The following is an 18793-nucleotide window of genomic DNA, read 5'->3' as shown; positions in this document are numbered from 1 at the left end:
CTTGCTGTTGTCTGTTCCGGCCGGGTCCGTCGGCCGACCGCTGCGGGTCGGCCCGTGTCGCGTCGGCCGGGCTTCGCTTATTCAGTTGTGAAGTCCGATTCAGAGCTGTACCCCACCGGCCGCGAGGTCGAGCTTGAGCTGCGCGGTTTCCTCCGGAGAGAGCTCGACGAGCGGCAGCCGCAGCGGGCCGGCGGGCAGGCCCTGGAGGGTCAGTGCCGCCTTGGTGGTGATGACGCCCTGGGTGCGGAACATGCCGGTGAACACCGGAAGCAGCTTCTGGTGGATCTCGGTCGCCTTCTGGACGTCTCCGCCCCGGTAGGCGTCCAGCAGGGCGCGCAGCTCCGGGGTGACGACGTGGCCCACGACGGAGACGAAGCCGCAGGCGCCGACGGAGAGCAGCGGCAGGTTGAGCATGTCGTCGCCGGAGTACCAGGCGAGACCGCTGCGGGCGATGGCCCAGCTGGCGCGGCCGAGGTCGCCCTTGGCGTCCTTGTTGGCGACGACCCGCGGGTGGTCGGCCAGGCGGACGATCGTCTCGGTGTCGATCGGCACGCCGCTGCGGCCGGGGATGTCGTAGAGCATCACGGGCAGCCCGGTCGCGTCGGCGATGGCCGTGAAGTGGCGGAGCAGGCCCTCCTGAGGGGGCTTGTTGTAGTACGGGGTCACCGCGAGCAGGCCGTGCGCGCCGGCGCGCTCGGCGGCGCGGGCGAGCTCGACACTGTGGCGGGTGTCGTTGGTGCCGATTCCGGCGACGACGTGGGCCCGGTCTCCGACCGCTTCCAGTACTGCCCGTACGAGCTGGTCTTTCTCCGCGTCGCTGGTGGTGGGCGACTCGCCGGTGGTGCCGTTGACGATCAGGCCGTCGTTGCCTGCGTCCACCAGATGGCCGGCCAGCTGCTGGGCGCCTGCGACATCAAGTGCGCCGTCCGCCGTGAAGGGCGTGACCATGGCGGTGAGGACCCGCCCGAAGGGGGTCTGCGGAGTGGAGATCGGAGCCATGGGTAACACGCTACTCGCTGCTCAGCGCCGGGGGTCCCCTTGGGGGACGTGACGTACGACGTGGCATGCGGAGCCCGGCACTGCCTGCTCGGGGGTTCAAGCAGTGCCGGGTCCGTTTGATCAGCCTAGATGAACTTCTCGAAACGCCGCAATACGGACACTTCGCCGCGCCTGCCGTACATCTGTGCCCTGCCGGGCCCGATATGTCCGTGCCCTGCCCTATGGGGCGATCCGCCCGTTGGCATTGAACGCGGCGTACGTGAGCGGCATGAGCTTCGCCCAGTGCTGCTCCATCTTTTCGCCGACCATCTCGATCTCACGTTGGGGGAAGGACGGCACCTTCGCCTGCTCGTGCTGGGTGCGCAGACCGAGGAAGTGCATCAGCGACCGGGCGTTGCACGTCGCGTACATCGACGAGTACATGCCGACGGGGAGGACGGAACGGGCCACCTCGCGGGCGACGCCGGCGTCGAGCATCTCCACGTACGCCTCGTACGCCTGGCGGTACGAGTCGGCCATCACGCGGCCGGTCAGCTCCTGCTGGGCCTGGGTGCCCTCGACGAAGACGTACTTGCCGGGGCGGCCCTCCTGCACGAGCTTCCGCTCGGCGTCCGGGATGTAGAAGACCGGCTCCAGGCGGCGGTAGCGGCCCGACTCCTCGTTGTACGACCAGCCGGCACGGTGCCGCATGAACTCGCGGAAGACGAAGATCGGGGCACTGATGAAGAAGGTCATCGAGTTGTGCTCGAAGGGGCTGCCGTGCCGGTCCCGCATCAGGTAGTTGATCAGCCCCTTGGACCGCTCGGGGTCCTTCGAGAGCTCCTCGAGCGACTGCTCACCCGCGGTGGAGACGCGGGCGGCCCACAGCACGTCGGAGTCTCCGGCGGTGTGCTTCACCAGTTCGACGGTCACATCGCTGCGGAAGCTGGGCTCGGCCATCTCTGCGGGGGTCTCACTCACCGGCGGGGTCCTTCCATGTGCATCGCTCGGGGCGGCGCCCACTCTACGGCGCGGCACCGACAGCGCCGACCACGGCAGCCGAGCAGCCACTCCAGGTGTCGTCCGGTCAATTCGGGGAATTCGGGCACCGAATGACGCTCGCGTTCGTCTGTACCAGTGGCCGTGCCGAATCGCACAGGTCCAGCCGCGAGCGACCGGCCGCGCCTGGACCGCAGCGCAGCGGCCAACCGCACAGCGTCCCTCACGAGTTGCTTGGAGAGTCACCGATGTTCCACCGGCGGGAAGCCGTCCCCTTCGCATTCGTCGCCGAGGCCGATGCCTTCCGCAGTAACGTCACTCCGCCGCCGCGCGTCCGTCCCAGCCGCTCACAGCTCGCGGGCCGGGTGCTCGTCGGGCTGACCGTCGTGGGCGGACTGGTCGGGTCCCTGCTCTTCGGGCTTCCCGCTCTGGAGACGGACCGGACTCCGGCACATTCCCAGAAGTCCGAAGCCTCCCAGGGCCGCTGACTTCCCCCTCCCCCTGCGCGCCACCACGCGCCGTCCGTCGGCGCGGGTGGCACCCCCATGGCCCACCCTGGGGTGGTCGGCGCCGAGCGGCCTCGGTAGCCTCACCCGGGCACAGCCCAATCGAGTGTGCTGGTGAGTGAGGATCCGTCGTGCCCCTGCCCTTTCTGACGGCCGACCGTGCTTTTGACACGCAAACGGACGACGTCGCGCTGCCTTTCGACGATCACGACCAGTGGCGGCGACCGTACCGCCCCGGGCCGTGGCGCGTCGGGGTCGCAGCCCTGCTGCTGCTGCTCGCCTCGTTCGTGCTGATCGCGGGGATGATCATCGCCTTCGCCGGCGCGCTGCCCGCTGCCGGGTCGTGCTTCCTGCTCGGTCTCGGCGTGATCGGGGCGGCCCTGAGGCTGCTGCGCATGGGCGTCTGGGTCAGCCGGAACGGCCTTCGGCGCGTGGCCTTCTTCAGGACCAGCACGGTGCAGTGGCGTCGTACCTCGGAGCTGCGCACGGTGCAGCAGCCGGTGCGCTGGCTGGGTCTGCCCCGGACGGTGCAGGGGCAGGCGCTGGTGGTGGGCCGCCAGGGCGAGCTGCTCATACTGCTCACGGACCACAACGCGGACTTCCTGTCGCGCCCCGAGGCCTTCGACCGCGCCGCGGACACGATCGAGGCGTGGGGCGCCGAGTACCGCACCGCCTGACCGACGTCCCCGGAGCGCCATGAGCCGGCGACGTCCCGGCCGGCCCGGAGCGCGCTCTGCCCAGGCGCGCCGGATCAGTCGCGCGTCAGCTCGGGACCGGCCTGCCGTCGTGCAGGGCGATCGCCCGCTGCATCGCCCTCCGGGCCCGCGGGGTGTCACGCGCGTCGTGATAGGCGACGGCCAGTCGGAACCAGCAGCGCCAGTCGTCGGGGGAATCCTCCGTCTCGGCACGCCGCTTCGCGAACACGGCATCCGCCGACTCGCGGTCGATACGGCCGCCCGGCGTCCGGACGAGCTCGTCGACCGGCAGCCCGCCCTCCGCCTCCAGTTCCACCGCCAGCCGGTTGGCCCGGCTGACGAACTGGGTGTTCTTCCACAGGAACCAGACACCGATCACCGGCAGGATCAGCACCGCGACCCCGAACGTGACCGTCAGCGCGGTGCCCTGCTTGAGCAGCATCACGCCCCGGCTGCCGACCAGGACGAAGTAGACGACCAGGACGGCAGCCGTGACGAAGTATGTGATCTTTGCGCGCATGGTCCGCCTCAGCCGAGGTCGAGGAAGTTCTCCAGGCCGAACGTGAGGCCGGGAGCGGACACCACACGGCGGACACCGAGCAGGATGCCCGGCATGAAGCTGCTGTGGTGCAGGGAATCGTGGCGGATCGTGAGCGTCTCGCCCTCACCGCCGAGCAGGACCTCCTGGTGGGCCAGCAGGCCGCGCAGCCGCACCGCGTGCACCGGGACCCCGTCGACGTCCGCGCCGCGCGCGCCGTCCAGGGCGGTGACCGTCGCGTCGGGCTGCGGCGCGCAGCCGGCTTCCGCGCGGGCGGCCGCGATGAGCTGCGCCGTGCGCGTGGCGGTGCCGGAGGGGGCGTCCGCCTTGTTCGGGTGGTGCAGCTCGACGACCTCGACCGACTCGTAGTAACGAGCGGCCTGCTGGGCGAACTTCATGGTGAGGACCGCGCCGATGGAGAAGTTGGGCGCGATCAGCACACCGGTCCCGGGAGAGGCCGAGAGCGCGGTGTTCAGCTGCGCGAGCCGGTCGTCGGTCCAGCCCGTCGTCCCGACGACCGCGTGCATGCCGTGGCGTACGCAGAAGTCCAGGTTGTCCATGACGGACGCCGGGGTGGTCAGCTCGACGACGACCTGGGTGCCGGACTCCACGAGGGTGTCCAGCGTGTCGCCGCGGCCGAGCGCCGCGACGAGCTCCATGTCCTCGGCGGCCTCGACCGCTCGTACGGCCTCGGAGCCGATACGGCCCTTGGCGCCGAGGACGGCCACACGCAGCTTGCTCATCGCTTCGTTTCCTTACGGGGGTTAGGAGACCGCTTCGTGGAGGCGGTCCGCCTGCTTGTCCTTGAGCGGGCCGATGACCGACAGCGACGGGCGCTGTCCCAGTACGTCCGCGGCCACCTCGCGTACCTCGTCGGGGGTGACCGCCGATATCCGGGCGAGCATCTCGTCGACCGACATCTGGGAGCCCCAGCACAGCTCGCTCTTGCCGATGCGGTTCATCAGCGCACCCGTGTCCTCCAGGCCGAGGACCGTGGAGCCGGAGAGCTGGCCGATCGCACGGCCGATCTCCTCGTCGGGCAGCCCTTCCGAGGCCACCCGGTCGAGCTCGCCGCGGCAGATCTTGAGCACGTCGTGGACCTGGCTGGGCCGGCAGCCCGCATACACACCGAACAGGCCGGTGTCGGCGAAGCCCGAGGTGTACGAGTACACGCTGTAGGCGAGGCCGCGCTTCTCCCGGACCTCCTGGAAGAGGCGCGAGGACATGCCGCCGCCGAGGGCCGTGTTCAGTACGCCGAGCGCCCAGCGGCGGTCGTCGGTGCGGGCGAGGCCCGGCATGCCGAGCACCACGTGGGCCTGCTCGGTCCTGCGGCTGAGCAGATCGACCTTGCCCGCCGTGCGCAGCGCGCGGCTCCCGTCGCGGGGCGGCGTGGGGACGGCGTCCGTACGGGACAGGGCGCCGGCCTTCTCGAAGGCGCGGCGGACCTGGCGTACGACCGTGGCGTGGTCGATGTTGCCGGCCGCAGCGACGACGAGGTGCGTCGGGTCGTAGTGCTTCTTGTAGAAGCGCCGGACGCGGTCGGCGGTCAGCGCGTTCACCGTGTCGACGGTGCCGAGGACCGGGCGGCCCAGGGGCGTGTCGCCGAACATGGTGTGCGCGAACAGGTCGTGCACGCAGTCGCCGGGGTCGTCCTCGGTCATCGCGATCTCTTCGAGGATGACGCCGCGCTCGGCGTCGACGTCCTCCTGAAGGATCAGTGAGCCGGTGAGCATGTCGCAGACCACGTCGATGGCCAGCGGCAGGTCGGTGTCGAGCACACGTGCGTAGTAGCAGGTGTACTCCTTGGCGGTGAAGGCGTTCATCTCGCCGCCGACCGCGTCGAGGGCGGCGGAGATGTCGAGCGCGGAACGCTTCTTCGTGCCCTTGAACAGCAGGTGCTCGAGGTAGTGCGTCGCGCCGCCGAGCGACGGCGTCTCGTCGCGTGAACCGACGTTCGCCCAGATGCCGAAGGTGGCGGAACGTACGGAGGGCAGGGTCTCTGTGACGACGCGCAGCCCACCGGGGAGGGTGGTGCGCCGGACGGTGCCGATGCCGTCCTTGCCCTTGAGGAGTGTTTGGGTACGGGCGACGGCCCGCGCCTCCGAGGAGGTGCGGGCCGTCGCCTGCGAACTGCGGGACGTCACTTGGCAGCGTCGTCCTTCGTCTCGTCGCCCTCTTCGCCCTCGACCACGGGGATGAGGGAGAGCTTGCCGCGCGAGTCGATCTCGGCGATCTCGACCTGGACCTTGGAGCCCACGGCGAGCACGTCCTCGACGTTCTCCACGCGCTTGCCGCCGGCGAGCTTGCGGATCTGCGAGATGTGCAGCAGGCCGTCCTTGCCCGGGAGCAGGGACACGAACGCACCGAAGGTCGTCGTCTTCACGACGGTGCCCAGGTAGCGCTCGCCGACCTCCGGCATGGTCGGGTTGGCGATGCCGTTGATCGTGGCGCGGGCGGCCTCGGCGGCCGGACCGTCGGCGGCACCGATGTAGATGGTGCCGTCGTCCTCGATCGTGATGTCGGCGCCGGTGTCCTCCTGGATCTGGTTGATCATCTTGCCCTTGGGGCCGATGACTTCACCGATCTTGTCCACCGGGATCTTGACGGTGATGATCCGCGGGGCGTTCGGGGACATCTCGTCCGGAACGTCGATCGCCTCGTTCATCACGTCGAGGATGTGGAGGCGGGCGTCACGGGCCTGCTTCAGCGCGGCGGCCAGAACCGAGGCGGGGATGCCGTCGAGCTTGGTGTCGAGCTGGAGCGCGGTGACGAAGGTCTTCGTACCGGCGACCTTGAAGTCCATGTCGCCGAACGCGTCCTCGGCACCGAGGATGTCGGTGAGGGCGACGTAGTGCGTCTGGCCGTCGACCTCCTCGGAGATCAGACCCATGGCGATGCCGGCGACGGGGGCCTTCAGCGGCACACCGGCGTTCAGCAGCGACATGGTGGAGGCGCAGACCGAGCCCATGGACGTCGAGCCGTTGGAGCCCAGCGCCTCGGACACCTGGCGGATCGCGTACGGGAACTCCTCGCGCGTCGGCAGCACCGGCACGATGGCGCGCTCGGCGAGCGCGCCGTGGCCGATCTCGCGGCGCTTGGGCGAGCCCACGCGGCCGGTCTCACCGACGGAGTACGGCGGGAAGTTGTAGTTGTGCATGTAGCGCTTGCGGGTCACCGGGGAGAGGGTGTCCAGCTGCTGCTCCATGCGCAGCATGTTCAGGGTGGTGACGCCCAGGATCTGCGTCTCGCCACGCTCGAACAGCGCGGAGCCGTGCACGCGCGGGATGGCCTCGACCTCGGCGGCGAGCGTACGGATGTCCGTGATGCCGCGGCCGTCGATGCGGACCTTGTCCTTGATGATGCGCTCGCGGACCAGCTTCTTGGTCAGCGCGCGGTAGGCGCCCGAGATCTCCTTCTCGCGGCCTTCGAAGGCCGGGAGGAGCTTCTCGGCGGCGAGCTCCTTGATGCGGTCGAGCTCGGTCTCGCGCTCCTGCTTGCCGGCGATCGTGAGCGCCTGGGCCAGCTCGCTCTTGACGGCGGCGGTGAGCGCCTCCAGGACGTCGTCCTGGTAGTCGAGGTAGACCGGGAACTCGCCGGTGGGCTTGGCGGCCTTGGCGGCGAGGTCCGACTGTGCCTTGCACAGGACCTTGATGAAGGGCTTCGCGGCCTCGAGACCGGCGGCGACGACCTCCTCGGTCGGCGCTTCCGCGCCGCCCTTGACGAGCTCGATCGTCTTCTCGGTGGCCTCGGCCTCGACCATCATGATCGCGACGTCGCCGTCCTCCAGGACGCGGCCGGCGACCACCATGTCGAAGACGGCGTCCTCGAGCTCGGTGTGCGTCGGGAAGGCGACCCACTGGCCGCGGATCAGCGCGACACGGGTGCCGCCGATCGGGCCGGAGAAGGGCAGGCCGGCCAGCTGCGTGGAGCAGGAGGCGGCGTTGATGGCGACCACGTCGTACAGGTGGTCGGGGTTGAGAGCCATGATCGTCTCGACGATCTGGATCTCGTTGCGCAGGCCCTTCTTGAAGGACGGGCGCAGCGGCCGGTCGATCAGGCGGCAGGTGAGGATCGCGTCCTCGGAGGGCCGGCCCTCACGGCGGAAGAAGGAGCCGGGGATCTTGCCGGCTGCGTACATCCGCTCCTCGACGTCCACCGTGAGCGGGAAGAAGTCGAGCTGGTCCTTGGGCTTCTTGGAGGCGGTGGTGGCCGACAGCACCATGGTGTCGTCGTCCAGGTACGCCACGGCGGAGCCGGCGGCCTGCTTGGCCAGGCGGCCCGTCTCGAAGCGGATGGTGCGGGTGCCGAAGGTGCCGTTGTCGATGACGGCCTCGGCGTAGTGGGTCTCGTTCTCCACTATGGGTTTCTCCTACGTGTTCGTCTTTTCGTCCGCCGGCCCGTGTGGCCGGGGACGGTGGTGGAGGAGAAGCGCCTTGGGTGCGGGCCGGTCTTCGATCGAAGCACCCGGGGATGATGTCCGGGGGCCACTACCGAGGACCGGCGGCGAGGAGGCGGCTTCTCGCTCATGAGGTGTGTCGTTGTGTGACCAGACTAATTGGCGTCCGGCACATCGCGCACGTACAGCAGCACGTGCGCAGGTACGCCGGGCACGGCAGGCAGCGTGCGTGCGGCGAGTACAGCAAAGGGAGCGGCCCCGTCAGCGCGGGAACCGCTCCCTTCACGGCGACTTACTTGGCGCCGGCCGCACCGCGGCGGATACCGAGCCGGTCGACCAGCGCACGGAAGCGCTGGATGTCCTTCTTGGCCAGGTACTGCAGCAGCCGGCGGCGCTGGCCGACCAGGATCAGCAGACCACGACGGGAGTGGTGGTCGTGCTTGTGGGTCTTGAGGTGCTCGGTCAGGTCCGAGATGCGGCGGGAGAGCATCGCGACCTGGACCTCGGGGGAGCCGGTGTCGCCCTCCTTGGTGCCGAACTCGTCGATGATCTGCTTCTTCGTAGCGGCGTCGAGAGACACTCGGTACTCCTCATGGTGTTCGATGCGCCCGCGAGTGCCCCTGGTCTCTGTCTCAGGGGAGCTTCCGTGACTCGGAGGCGAAGGCCGATGGGCGCTGCACCCGGTATTCCGGGGCGCGTACACAGACGGCCGTCACACAGCGTACCAGTCCGTTTAAGACGTCAGCGCACGGATGGAGTGGTAGACGTCGAAGACGGCGAGACACAGCGGCACGAGCGTCAGCAGCACAACGGTCTCCGCGATCTCCAGGAAGCGCCCCCAGAACGGGGTGACCCCCTTGCGCGGCACGATCAGCCCGATCGCGACCATCAGCGCGGCGACCCCGGCGATCGCGGCGGTGAGCCAGACCGTACGGATGTCGAGCGCCGCGGAGTCGCCTCCGAGCGCATCGCGGAACAGGGCTGTCGGCGGGTTCAGCGTGAGGCCCAGTCCGAGCAGCACGAGCGCGCCGAGCCCGGCCGCGAGAGCGCAGCCGACCTGGGTCGTGTAGCGGAACAGGTGGGCCCGCATCAGCATGGCGACGCCGGTGGCCAGTGCCAGCAGCTGGCCCCAGACATCGTCGGAGAAGCCGAGCACCGCGGCGGAGCCCACGGCCACGAGCGCGCAGCCGCCCACGAGGCCGAGCAGCAGCTCGTGGCCGCGCCGGGCCTGGGCGGCGATACGCCGGGCGTCGACGGGCCCCGGGGGCGTCGGATCGTCCCCGTAGTCACCGACCGACGTCCGGGGCGGTTCGAAACCGATGGGAAGCCGGGCGAAGCGGGTCGACAGACCGGGCAGGAAGGCGAGTGCGCCCACGGACAGCGGCGCGCACACCGCGGCCGTCTCGCTCGGGGTCATCCCCGTCATGATCGCAATGAAGGTCACCAGCAGCCCGACGGCGGACGCGAAGACGAATGCCACGAAGGGTCCGTCCCCGCCGGGCGAGACGATCATGAGGATCACGGAGACGACCAGGACCGCCGCGCACGCGAGCAGGAACTGCAGCTTCCCGATGCCCTGGCCCTCGGCGAGCGGGAGGAGCCCCGCTCCCGCGACAGCCGCGTTCGCCATGGCACCGGCGCCGAGGGCGACGGCCGAGCCGCGGTCGTCGTAGACCCGGGCCCGTACCCCCGCGAGCGCCAGCAGCAGGACACCGGCGACGGCGGCCAGGATGCCGGGCAGCCCGTGCATGTCGTGCCGGGGGTCGGCCGTCCACAGCACGAAGGCCAGCAGCGCCAGCAGCACCGACCCGCCGACCAGGCCGGAGGCACGCATCAGACCGTCGGTCCACAGTGTCCGGTCGCGGGCGACGGCGGACGCCACGGCATCCGCGACATCGTCGAAGACAGCCGGCGGCAGGGACTCGGAGAAGGGACGCAGGGACAGCAGCTCACCGTCGAGGATGCGCTGGGCGGCCAGCGAGCGGGACCCTTCCAGCACACTGCCGTCGCGACGCACGAGGTGGTATCCGACGGGGGCGCCCGGCGCGGGGCTCTGCCCGGAAAGACGCAGGATCTCCGGGTAGAGGTCGGCGACAGGAATGTCCTCGGGCAACGCCACGTCGACGCGACCGTCCGGTGCGACGACCGTGACCCGGCAGAAACCGGTTCCGCCGCCGGACGGAGCCGCGGGAGCGGGCTGGCCGTTTCCGGTGGCCGCGGCTGGGGCCGTCATACTCACCTGCTGCTTCCCCTCGTGGTTCTCGTCGATCCTGGGCCTGGGAGGTGAATCGTACGGATCGTAGGCCAGGCAGTCGGATCGCAGGCACTGGCATTGCGCTCCGAATGAACCATTTTTTGCGGTAGTTCATCGATACGCAAACACATCGCGCCACCCTACCGCCCACCCGTCAGCCCCTACGCAAGTAGGATCCCTCCCCGCGGATGGAACCCGTCGCCACGGGGGCGCCGATAGGAACATTTCCGTCCGGCAAGGGAATTGGTGAGCTGTGAGTCAGATCGTCGTCAAGCGCCCACCACGGGCCCTGCCGTCCGAAGTGCCCGGCGAGCAGGTGCAACTGCAACCCCCGCCCGAGCTGCCGCGGGGTCAGCAGGAGGGCGCACTGATGCAGCTGCTGCCGATGCTCGGTATGGGCGGTTCTGTCGTCTTCTTCTTCATGACTCCGAATCCGATCATGCGGATCATGGGCATGGTGATGATCGCGTCGACGGTCGCCATGGCCATCGCCATGCTGGTCCGTTACCGGCGCGGTACGCAGGGCCAGCTCGCGGACCTGCGGCGTGACTACCTGAAGTATCTGAACCAGACCCGCCGCAACGTGCTGAAGACCGCGCACCTCCAGCGGGACGCCCAGTTCTATCTGCATCCGTCCCCCGAGCAGTTGTGGGCCCTCGTCGCCGAGGGAAGCCGCGTGTGGGAACGCCGTATCGCCGATGACGACTTCGCGCAGGTGCGCATCGGCCTCGGCAGTCAGCAACTCGCCACCCCGCTGATCGCCGCCGAGACCGCGCCGGTCGACGACTTGGAACCGCTCACGGCGGGCGCGATGCAGCAGTTCCTCTCGGCGCACAGCACCCTGGACGGCCTGCCGATGGCCGTGTCGCTGCGTGCCTTCTACCACCTGACGGTCAGCGGCGAGGCGGAGTCCGTTCGGTCGGTCACGCGATCGATGATCGGCTCGCTCGCCTCGCTGCACTCCCCCGAAGACCTGGTCATCGCCATCGCGGCGGGCCGCAGCGAGGCCTCGCACTGGGAATGGGCGAAGTGGCTGCCGCACGTCCAGGCGCCCGGACCGGGGGACGGCGCCGGAAGCAGGCGATTCATCACCACCGACTCACGCGACCTGCAGGACATGCTCGCGGCGCGTCTGGAGGGCCGCCCCCGCTTCCAGGGGGGCAACCACCCGCTCCTGGACCAGCCCCACATCGTCGTCGTGCTCGACGGCCAGTCGGTCCCGGCCATGTCGGCGCTCGCCGCGGCCGAGGGCCTTCAGGGGGTCACTCTCATCGAGGTCGTGCCCGGGGAACTCACCGGATCACGCGGCGGCCTGTCCGTGGTCGCCCACCCCGACTCCCTGCAACTGGTGTCCGGCCACGGCCACGTCTACGACGGCTCCCCCGACCGGCTGAGTCTCGAAGCAGCGGAAGCACTCGCCCGCCAACTCGCTCCGCTGCGCGTGGCCACCGGCGGGGACGACGACGAGCCCCTGCTGGCCAACCTCGAGTTCACCGATCTCCTGAACCTCGGCGACGCCGCCTCCGTCGACGTCAGCCGCACCTGGCGCCCCCGCTCGCAGTCGGAGCGGCTCCGTGTGCCGATCGGCGTCGGCGAGGACGGCATGCCGGTCATGCTCGACCTCAAGGAGGCGGCCCAGGAAGGCATGGGCCCGCACGGGCTGTGCGTGGGCGCCACCGGTTCCGGCAAGTCGGAACTGCTGCGCACCCTCGTCCTCGGCCTTGCCGTGACGCACTCGTCGGAGACGCTCAACTTCGTACTCGCGGACTTCAAGGGTGGCGCCACCTTCGCCGGCATGTCACAGATGCCGCACGTCGCAGCCGTGATCACCAACCTCGCGGACGACCTGACGCTGGTCGACCGCATGGGCGACTCGATCCGTGGCGAACTCAACCGGCGGCAGGAGATGCTCCGCGACGCGGGCAACTACGCCAACATCCACGACTACGAGAAGGCGCGTGCCGCGGGCGCCGCTCTGCAGCCCATCCCCTCTCTGGTCCTCGTCATCGACGAGTTCAGTGAACTGCTCACCGCCAAGCCCGACTTCATCGAGATGTTCGTGCAGATCGGCCGCATCGGCCGGTCGCTGGGCGTTCACCTGCTGCTCGCCTCGCAGCGCCTCGAGGAGGGCCGGCTGCGCGGCCTGGAGACCTATCTTTCGTACCGAGTCGGCCTGCGCACGTTCTCCGCGGCGGAGTCACGCGCCGCGATCGGCGTGCCGGACGCGTACACCCTGCCCAACGTCCCCGGCTCGGGCTTCCTGAAGTACGGAACGGACGAGATGGTCCGGTTCAAGGCGGCCTACGTCTCCGGTGTCTACCGCTCCAACGCCCACCGCGGCGCGAACGCCGGGGGCTCGCTGCCGGTCGACCGCAGGCCGGTGCCGTTCACCGCGGCGCCCGTGCCGGTCCGTTACATCGAGCCGGCCACACAGGGGCGGGTCCCCGACGCGCGCACGCCGGGGGACGACGCCCTGGCCGACACCGTCCTCGACGTGATCGTCCGCAAGCTGGAGGGCCGCGGCGCGGAGGCCCACCAGGTATGGCTGCCGCCGCTGGACAACCCGCCGTCGCTGGACGAGCTCCTGCCCGGGCTCAGCGGGGTGGCGGGCCGGGGCCTCACCCAGCCCGGCTACGAGGGCGCGGGGCGGCTCGTCGTACCGCTGGGCGTGGTCGACAAGCCTTTCGAGCAGCGCCGGGACACCCTGTACCGGGACTTCTCCGGTGCGGCCGGCCATATGCAGATCGTCGGCGGTCCGCAGTCGGGCAAGTCGACGCTGCTCCGTACTCTCGTCGCGGGCTTCGCACTGACCCACACCCCGCAGGAGGTCCAGTTCTACGGGCTGGACTTCGGCGGCGGCAGCCTGTCCGCGATCGCGGAGCTGCCGCACGTCGGCGGGGTGGCGTCGCGCCTCGACCCGGAGAAGGTGCGGCGCACCGTCGCCGAGGTGTTCGGCATCATGGCGCGCCGCGAGGAGTACTTCCGCAGTGCGGGCATCGACTCCATCGCCACGTACCGCAGGCTGCGGGCACGCGGTGACATCTCCCTCGAGGACCAGCCCCACGGCGACGTCTTCCTGGTCATCGACGGCTGGGGCAACTTCCGTGCGGACTACGAGGCTCTCGAGTCGGCCGTGGTCGACATGGCGGCACGCGGCCTCGGCTACGGCATCCACGTGATCCTCACCGCGTCCCGTTCGATGGAGGTCCGCTCCAACATCAAGGACCACCTGATGAACCGGCTCGAGCTGCGCCTGGGCGACACCATGGACTCGGAGGTGGACCGCAAGATCGCCGTCAACGTCCCGAGCGGAGTGCCGGGTCGTGGTCTGACTCCCGAGAAGCTGCACTTCATGGCGGCTGTGCCGCGCATCGACAGCATCAACTCCGACAGCGACCTTTCCGAGGCCACGGCCGCGATGGGGCAGGAGATCAACCGCCACTGGACCGGCCCGGCCGCCCCGAAGGTACGGCTGCTGCCCCGCGAACTGCCGGCGCAGAGCCTTCCCGCAGGGTTCGCGGAGCCGCGGCGCGGCGTGGCGTTCGCCATCGACGAGGACAACCTCGAACCGGTCTTCGTCAACTTCGAGCGCGACCCGTTCCTGCTGGTGTTCGGTGAGAGCGAGTCCGGCAAGTCGAACCTTCTGCGGCTTCTCATCAAGCAGTTGACGGAGAGGCACGACGGGAACGCCGCCAAGTTCTTCGTGATCGACAACCGGCGCGCGCTGCTCGACGTCACTCCCGCCACTCACCTGGCGGAGTACGTCCCCATGTCCAACAACATGGAACATCACGTGGACGCGCTCGCGGAGCTGATGCAGCGCCGCACGCCCTCCGCGGACGTCACCGCCCAGCAGCTGCGCGACCGGAGCTGGTGGCAGGGCCCCTGCGTCTACGTGGTGGTCGACGACTACGACCTGGTGTCCACGTCGAGCGGCAACCCGCTGGCCAGGCTCACGGAACATCTGCCGTTCGCGCGCGACGTCGGGGTCCGCTTCATCATCGCCCGCAACAGCGCGGGCGCGAGCCGCTCCGCGTACGAGCCCTTCATGCAGCGGATGACGGAGCTGGGCGCACAGGGTGTGCTGCTCTCGGGCGACCCGCACGAGGGCGAGGTGCTCGGCGCGCGGATGCGGCCGATGCCGGCGGGCCGGGGCTTCTTCCTCTCCCGGCAGAGGGGCAAGCCGCTGGTGCAGACGGGGTGGCTGGGAGACGTGGAGTGAGCGCCCGGCCGCGCCCCGCAGCCCCGGCTGCGAACGGTTTTCCGACGCCACGGGCACGTGCGACAAGGCAAGCGCCATGACAGCACTGGCCGTGTTCATGGCGGTGTTCGGTCTGGGGTTCGTGGCCCTGGGGCTGGCGAACCACCGGGCGATCTGGTGGCGGTTCCAGGCCCGGCGGTACGCCGATCCGGCGGCTCACGAACCGTCCGACGCCGGCTTCGTCGTCCACCGCGTGCTGTGCTTCGCGGTCGCGGCCATGGCCCTCTGGAGTTCGTTCGACATGTACCGCCTCGTCACACCGGACGGGGTCGACCACGACGAGCTGGTCGAACGGGTCCGGTCGGTCGCGCAGACGCTGGACGGCACGACGAAGGCCTCGGTGCTGAGCACCGAGGAGGGCGGCACCTGGGGCGCGTACATCGATCCCGAACTCCGCGGCCCGGAGGAGGACGACCCCACGGCCTGGCTCGCATGGAGTTCGGGACCGCTGAAGCCGGACGGCAATGAGGAGCGCTACGACGTGAGCGGTGAGGACACCACCGTCTGCCTGACGGTGACGGCCAAACCCTCCCCCGACCAGCCGGTCCCGGACCACATGGGACCTGTCCACTTCGATCTGCGGGCGGAGGCCGCGGACGGGACTTGCACGGAAGAGTGACAAGAAGGCCTTGTCGGGTGCCGTTCCGGCAGCCGACCCACGAGGGGAAAGGCGAAGATATGGCCTGGGACGAGTGGGAACAGCTCAAGACACAGGCGGCTGATCAGCAGTCGTCGACGCAGATGCAGCTGAACGGCTTGCCGGAGGAGGACCGGCCCAATGCCGGCAGCCCGACAGGAGACCTCCAGGTCCATCAGAAGGATCTGGCGGCCATCGGGGACGAGGCGTTCAAGCTGTACAACCGGCTGTGGAAGGAAGCGCGTGTCGCGGACACCTACTCCACCGGCAGCGACCTGGCGAGCCAGGGCTTCGCTCTCGGCGGCGCCTTGACGCACGTCTCCTCGCGCTGGGAGAAGCAACTCGGTTCGCTGATGGATGCCTGTGCGCTGATCTCGAACCACATGGACTTCACAAAGAACGCGCACGCCGGCGATGAAATCTTCATCGAGCGTCATGTGAGCAGCATCCACACCCTCGACAAGGGATTCGACGAGTCGTACGCCCCGCCGGGAGAGAAGAACCCGATCTACGGCGAGAAGGAAAAGAAGGACTAGGGGCTAGGGACGACTGATGGACTTCGAAGACCTTCACTCCGCGAAATTCGCGCTGCTCGACGACCTGGTGACCGACTGGTCGAGCATGCTCACCAAACTGAAGACGCTCGAGACGGACGCCAAGGACGGCCTGCAGGGCAAGGCGCTCAAGGCGAACTGGGCAGGCTACAACGCGACAGTCTCCCGGGAGTTCATAATCAAGTCCGCCGGTGAATTCGGCGACGCGCATACCCAGGCAACGTCGATCCACAACATCCTGCGGGACACACGCGACGAGCTGAAGACGCAGCAGCGCCTGCTCAAGGAGGCCATCGAGCGGGGCCGGGGCAAGAACCTGACGGTCACCGCGAACGGTGGAGGCTTCACCGTACGGGAGAACCCCGACAAGAAGGCCCCCAACGGAGAGCAGGACGTCACCGGTCTCCGTGAAGAACTGCAGGGCATCCTGAACCAGGCCACGGAGATCGACAACTCCGCGTCGAAAACGCTCAAGGCGTTGGTGGACCTTACGGACTACGGCTTCTCCGACGCGAAGTACAAGGACCGCGACACGGCGGACACCGCGCTGAAGGAGGCGGAGAAGCTCGCCGCCCTGGCGAAGAAGAAGCCGGAGGACCTCACCCCGGCGGACTTCGACACACTCAATGCCGGGCTGAAGAAGTACTCCGGTGACGAGCTGTTCGCCGAGCACTTCGCCACCACGCTCGGGGCGCAGGGCACGCTGAACTTCTGGGCGGGCATCAACAACCCCCATCTCGCCTACGAGTTGGGTTCCCAGCGTGTGGAGCAGTACGGGGACCTGCAGAAGCACCTGAGTCTCACCCTCGCCACGGCGACGCAGGCGGACAGTCCGGAGATGTGGAGGTGGAAGGGCGACATGGTCAACCTCGGTGACCAGCCCATCTCCAAGAACAGCCCCACCATGGGCTTCCAGGTCATGAGCAACCTCATGCGCTGGGGCGACTTCGACGACCAGTTCCTCAACAGCTACGGCACCAAGCTGATCGAGACGGAGAAGAAGCTCACGGACAACGGGAGCCACCCTCCGCTGGCTTGGCAGCACATGGGCATGGACCCCCTGCTGAACCGGACAGGATCGGACTCGGGGTCCGACCCGATGACGGGCTTCATGAAGGCCCTTTCGAACAGTCCCGACGCCGCCACGGAGTTCTTCAACGCCGACTTCGTCACGAAGGACGAGGACCACGAGTTCGAAGAGGACGCCGACGGCAACGGCAAGAACGAGAAGAGGGAACTCAGCAACTTCGACTACCTCTTCGAGGAGCGGGACTGGCCCGAGGACCGAACCAACAAGGGCGACGAGAGCATCGCCGGCCGCAACAACATGGCGCTGGCCCTGGAGGCGGCCACGACCGGCCATCCGGCGGGCGAAATGCCCACCCAGTACACGGAGCCGCACAACGAGGGTCAGGCCACCCTCATGTCGGACCTCGTCGCCTCGATCTCGGAGGACCCGAAGCGACTCACGGACCACGCGCACATGTCCGACAGCGTGGGGCAGATCACCTCCGAGTACCTGCCGGACATCAACCGCGCGCTCGCGGACGATCCGCACGGGAACACCGACAAGCTCTTCCCCCTGGCGGGCACCCAGGCCCAACTCGAGCACAAGGACGTGACGGCTCTGCTGGTCACCGTGGGGCAGAGCCCCGACGGGCACGCGGCCGTCGAAGTGGGTCAGAAGGCCTACATGGCCAGTCTCATGGACTACCACCTCAATCCGGATCTGCCGGCGGACCAGCGCTATCCCCACTCCCCCGAGGAGACGATCCAGGCGATCTCCCGGCGTTCCGGCGAAGTCAGCGGGTCACTCGCCATCGGCATGCAGGAAGCCATCCTGGGCCCGGCCTCGAAGGAGGCGAAGGAGTTCTCGGACTCGGTCGCGCAGCAGAAGAACGCGTGGTCCGGCGCCATCGGAACCGGCATCGGCGTCGGCGTGAGCTTCATCGCCACGCCGGTGGGCGGAGCAGTCGCCGGCGGAGTCGCGGGTACAGTCAGCGGGATGGTCCTCGAGCACATCTTCCAGCAGTCCGAGACCGACGTGCTGACGGAGGCCAGCAAGGAGGCGGGCGCCTTGTGGGAGAAGAACAGGGATCTGAGCGCGGAGCACTCCCAAATGGCGGCCATCGACGCGGCCAAGGCGCACGGGCTTCCCTACCAGGACCAGGTGGCGGACTGGGCCCTGGAGGGACGCGACGACGGTTTCAACGACGCGGCCACCAACGCCCAGCGCATGGCGGACCACCTCACCACGGAGGTTCCCGCCGCATGACACCTGCTCGCACGCACACTGATCCCGGGCAGTCGGCGCTGTCGCCGACTCCGGCGCCGGGGCGGCGGGGTGCACGACGGCAGCTTGCCGCCGTCGCGGTGGCTGCCCTCGCCCTGGTACTCACCGCTTGCTCGCAACCGGAGGAGAAGCGGTCCTTCGCCGTGCCGTCGGACCTCTGCGGCACTCCCGTGCCCAGCGCCGTAGTGGAACCGGTGCTGCCCAAGAGTGGCGAGAGCCTGGAGACGAAAACACGGTCGCAGGAGGTGGGCAACACCCACTGCCGGGTCAACGTCGACGGAACAACAGTGTTCAGCGCCGTTTCCGAGTGGCAGGCGGACCCCTCCGTGGAAAAGGCGGCCCACATCAACCCGTTCGTCGACGTCGACGATCACACCAGTGAGGACGGGACCTACATGTGGTCCGGCAAGGGCGGCGTGCGTCGCCTCCCGTGCCCGGTGGCCGCCAAGACCAAGGAGCACACCGACCGGAACCAGCTCTTCGTCAGAGTCCTCATCTACAACAAGGAGTTCTCGGACGCCGACGCGGCCAAGGAGCTGTTGCTCGCCTACTCGAAGTCCGTCGCCGGGTCGAAGGCCTGCACGGGTTAGACATCAGGCGAACAGGCCGCGTCCCGCGCACCTGAGCCGACGGCAGAGGGCCCTGGAGAGCCGCACGACCGGCATCCCGGGGCCTTCGCGCC

The 18793-nt window shown here is 69.0% G+C and carries 15 protein-coding genes; 7 read left to right on the top strand and 8 right to left on the bottom strand.

Going from position 1 to position 18793, the window contains the following annotated elements:
- Window positions 1–99 precede the first annotated feature (99 nt).
- Window positions 100–999 (bottom strand): 4-hydroxy-tetrahydrodipicolinate synthase, encoded by a 900-nt coding sequence (gene dapA / locus OGH68_RS27160; protein WP_264247621.1) that lies wholly within the window; start codon window positions 997–999, stop codon window positions 100–102.
- A 219-nt stretch (window positions 1000–1218) separates the two neighbouring features.
- Window positions 1219–1959: an FAD-dependent thymidylate synthase gene (gene thyX, locus OGH68_RS27155; RefSeq protein ID WP_264247619.1), complete on the bottom strand. Its 741-nt coding sequence runs from the start codon at window positions 1957–1959 to the stop codon at window positions 1219–1221.
- Between the two features lie 266 nt (window positions 1960–2225).
- Here thyX and OGH68_RS27150 point away from each other — a divergent pair, with 266 nt between their 5' ends.
- Both OGH68_RS27150 and OGH68_RS27145 read left to right on the top strand, forming a co-directional pair.
- On the top strand, window positions 2226–2465 hold the full coding sequence (locus tag OGH68_RS27150) for a hypothetical protein (protein WP_264247618.1): 240 nt from the start codon (window positions 2226–2228) through the stop codon (window positions 2463–2465).
- A gap of 149 nt (window positions 2466–2614) precedes the next feature.
- Window positions 2615–3160, top strand: coding sequence for a hypothetical protein (locus OGH68_RS27145; RefSeq protein WP_264247617.1), 546 nt, complete (start codon window positions 2615–2617; stop codon window positions 3158–3160).
- A gap of 85 nt (window positions 3161–3245) precedes the next feature.
- Here OGH68_RS27145 and OGH68_RS27140 read toward each other — a convergent pair whose 3' ends face one another.
- From OGH68_RS27140 to eccD, 6 genes are all read right to left on the bottom strand, one after another.
- Window positions 3246–3698 carry a tetratricopeptide repeat protein gene (locus OGH68_RS27140; RefSeq protein ID WP_264247616.1) on the bottom strand — a complete coding sequence of 151 codons (453 nt, stop codon included), beginning with the start codon at window positions 3696–3698 and terminating at the stop codon, window positions 3246–3248.
- An 8-nt stretch (window positions 3699–3706) separates the two neighbouring features.
- A complete protein-coding gene (gene dapB / locus OGH68_RS27135) occupies window positions 3707–4459 on the bottom strand; it encodes a 4-hydroxy-tetrahydrodipicolinate reductase (RefSeq protein WP_264247615.1) in 753 nt (250 codons plus the stop codon).
- A gap of 21 nt (window positions 4460–4480) precedes the next feature.
- Complete coding sequence (locus tag OGH68_RS27130; protein ID WP_264247614.1) at window positions 4481–5860, bottom strand: M16 family metallopeptidase; 1380 nt, start codon at window positions 5858–5860, stop codon at window positions 4481–4483.
- A complete protein-coding gene (locus OGH68_RS27125) occupies window positions 5857–8073 on the bottom strand; it encodes a polyribonucleotide nucleotidyltransferase (RefSeq protein ID WP_264247613.1) in 2217 nt (738 codons plus the stop codon). Before OGH68_RS27125 ends, OGH68_RS27130 begins: the two co-directional genes overlap by 4 nt.
- Window positions 8074–8404: 331 nt before the next feature.
- A complete protein-coding gene (rpsO, locus tag OGH68_RS27120) occupies window positions 8405–8692 on the bottom strand; it encodes a 30S ribosomal protein S15 (RefSeq protein ID WP_189889852.1) in 288 nt (95 codons plus the stop codon).
- Window positions 8693–8845: 153 nt separating this feature from the next.
- Entirely contained in the window at window positions 8846–10345 is a 1500-nt protein-coding gene (gene eccD, locus OGH68_RS27115) for a type VII secretion integral membrane protein EccD (RefSeq protein ID WP_264247612.1), read from the bottom strand.
- A 274-nt stretch (window positions 10346–10619) separates the two neighbouring features.
- Between eccD and eccCa the strand changes: the two genes are divergently transcribed.
- From eccCa to OGH68_RS27090, 5 genes are all read left to right on the top strand, one after another.
- Window positions 10620–14588 carry a type VII secretion protein EccCa gene (gene eccCa, locus OGH68_RS27110; RefSeq protein ID WP_264247610.1) on the top strand — a complete coding sequence of 1323 codons (3969 nt, stop codon included), beginning with the start codon at window positions 10620–10622 and terminating at the stop codon, window positions 14586–14588.
- A gap of 76 nt (window positions 14589–14664) precedes the next feature.
- Window positions 14665–15246: a hypothetical protein gene (locus OGH68_RS27105; RefSeq protein ID WP_264247609.1), complete on the top strand. Its 582-nt coding sequence runs from the start codon at window positions 14665–14667 to the stop codon at window positions 15244–15246.
- 59 nt (window positions 15247–15305) lie between these two features.
- Complete coding sequence (locus OGH68_RS27100) at window positions 15306–15800, top strand: hypothetical protein (protein ID WP_264250317.1); 495 nt, start codon at window positions 15306–15308, stop codon at window positions 15798–15800.
- A 16-nt stretch (window positions 15801–15816) separates the two neighbouring features.
- Entirely contained in the window at window positions 15817–18093 is a 2277-nt protein-coding gene (locus tag OGH68_RS27095; protein WP_264247608.1) for a DUF6571 family protein, read from the top strand.
- Window positions 18090–18701, top strand: coding sequence for a hypothetical protein (locus OGH68_RS27090; RefSeq protein WP_264247607.1), 612 nt, complete (start codon window positions 18090–18092; stop codon window positions 18699–18701). The genes OGH68_RS27095 and OGH68_RS27090 overlap by 4 nt, the downstream gene beginning before the upstream one ends.
- The last annotated feature ends 92 nt before the right edge of the window (window positions 18702–18793 follow it).

Source organism: Streptomyces peucetius (assembly GCF_025854275.1).
Lineage (GTDB): Bacteria > Actinomycetota > Actinomycetes > Streptomycetales > Streptomycetaceae > Streptomyces > Streptomyces peucetius_A.
Note: the sequence above shows the minus strand (reverse complement) of the source record. Positions and strands in the feature narration are given on the sequence as shown.

Bases quoted from the DNA above. Each gene is read 5' to 3' on its own strand.
- dapA (WP_264247621.1), bottom strand. From the start codon at position 999: ATGGCTCCGATCTCCACTCCGCAGACCCCCTTCGGGCGGGTCCTCACC.
- OGH68_RS27150 (WP_264247618.1), top strand. From the start codon at position 2,226: ATGTTCCACCGGCGGGAAGCCGTCCCCTTCGCATTCGTCGCCGAGGCC.
- OGH68_RS27140 (WP_264247616.1), bottom strand. From the start codon at position 3,698: ATGCGCGCAAAGATCACATACTTCGTCACGGCTGCCGTCCTGGTCGTC.
- dapB (WP_264247615.1), bottom strand. From the start codon at position 4,459: ATGAGCAAGCTGCGTGTGGCCGTCCTCGGCGCCAAGGGCCGTATCGGC.
- eccD (WP_264247612.1), bottom strand. From the start codon at position 10,345: ATGACGGCCCCAGCCGCGGCCACCGGAAACGGCCAGCCCGCTCCCGCG.
- OGH68_RS27105 (WP_264247609.1), top strand. From the start codon at position 14,665: ATGACAGCACTGGCCGTGTTCATGGCGGTGTTCGGTCTGGGGTTCGTG.
- OGH68_RS27100 (WP_264250317.1), top strand. From the start codon at position 15,306: ATGGCCTGGGACGAGTGGGAACAGCTCAAGACACAGGCGGCTGATCAG.
- OGH68_RS27095 (WP_264247608.1), top strand. From the start codon at position 15,817: ATGGACTTCGAAGACCTTCACTCCGCGAAATTCGCGCTGCTCGACGAC.
- OGH68_RS27090 (WP_264247607.1), top strand. From the start codon at position 18,090: ATGACACCTGCTCGCACGCACACTGATCCCGGGCAGTCGGCGCTGTCG.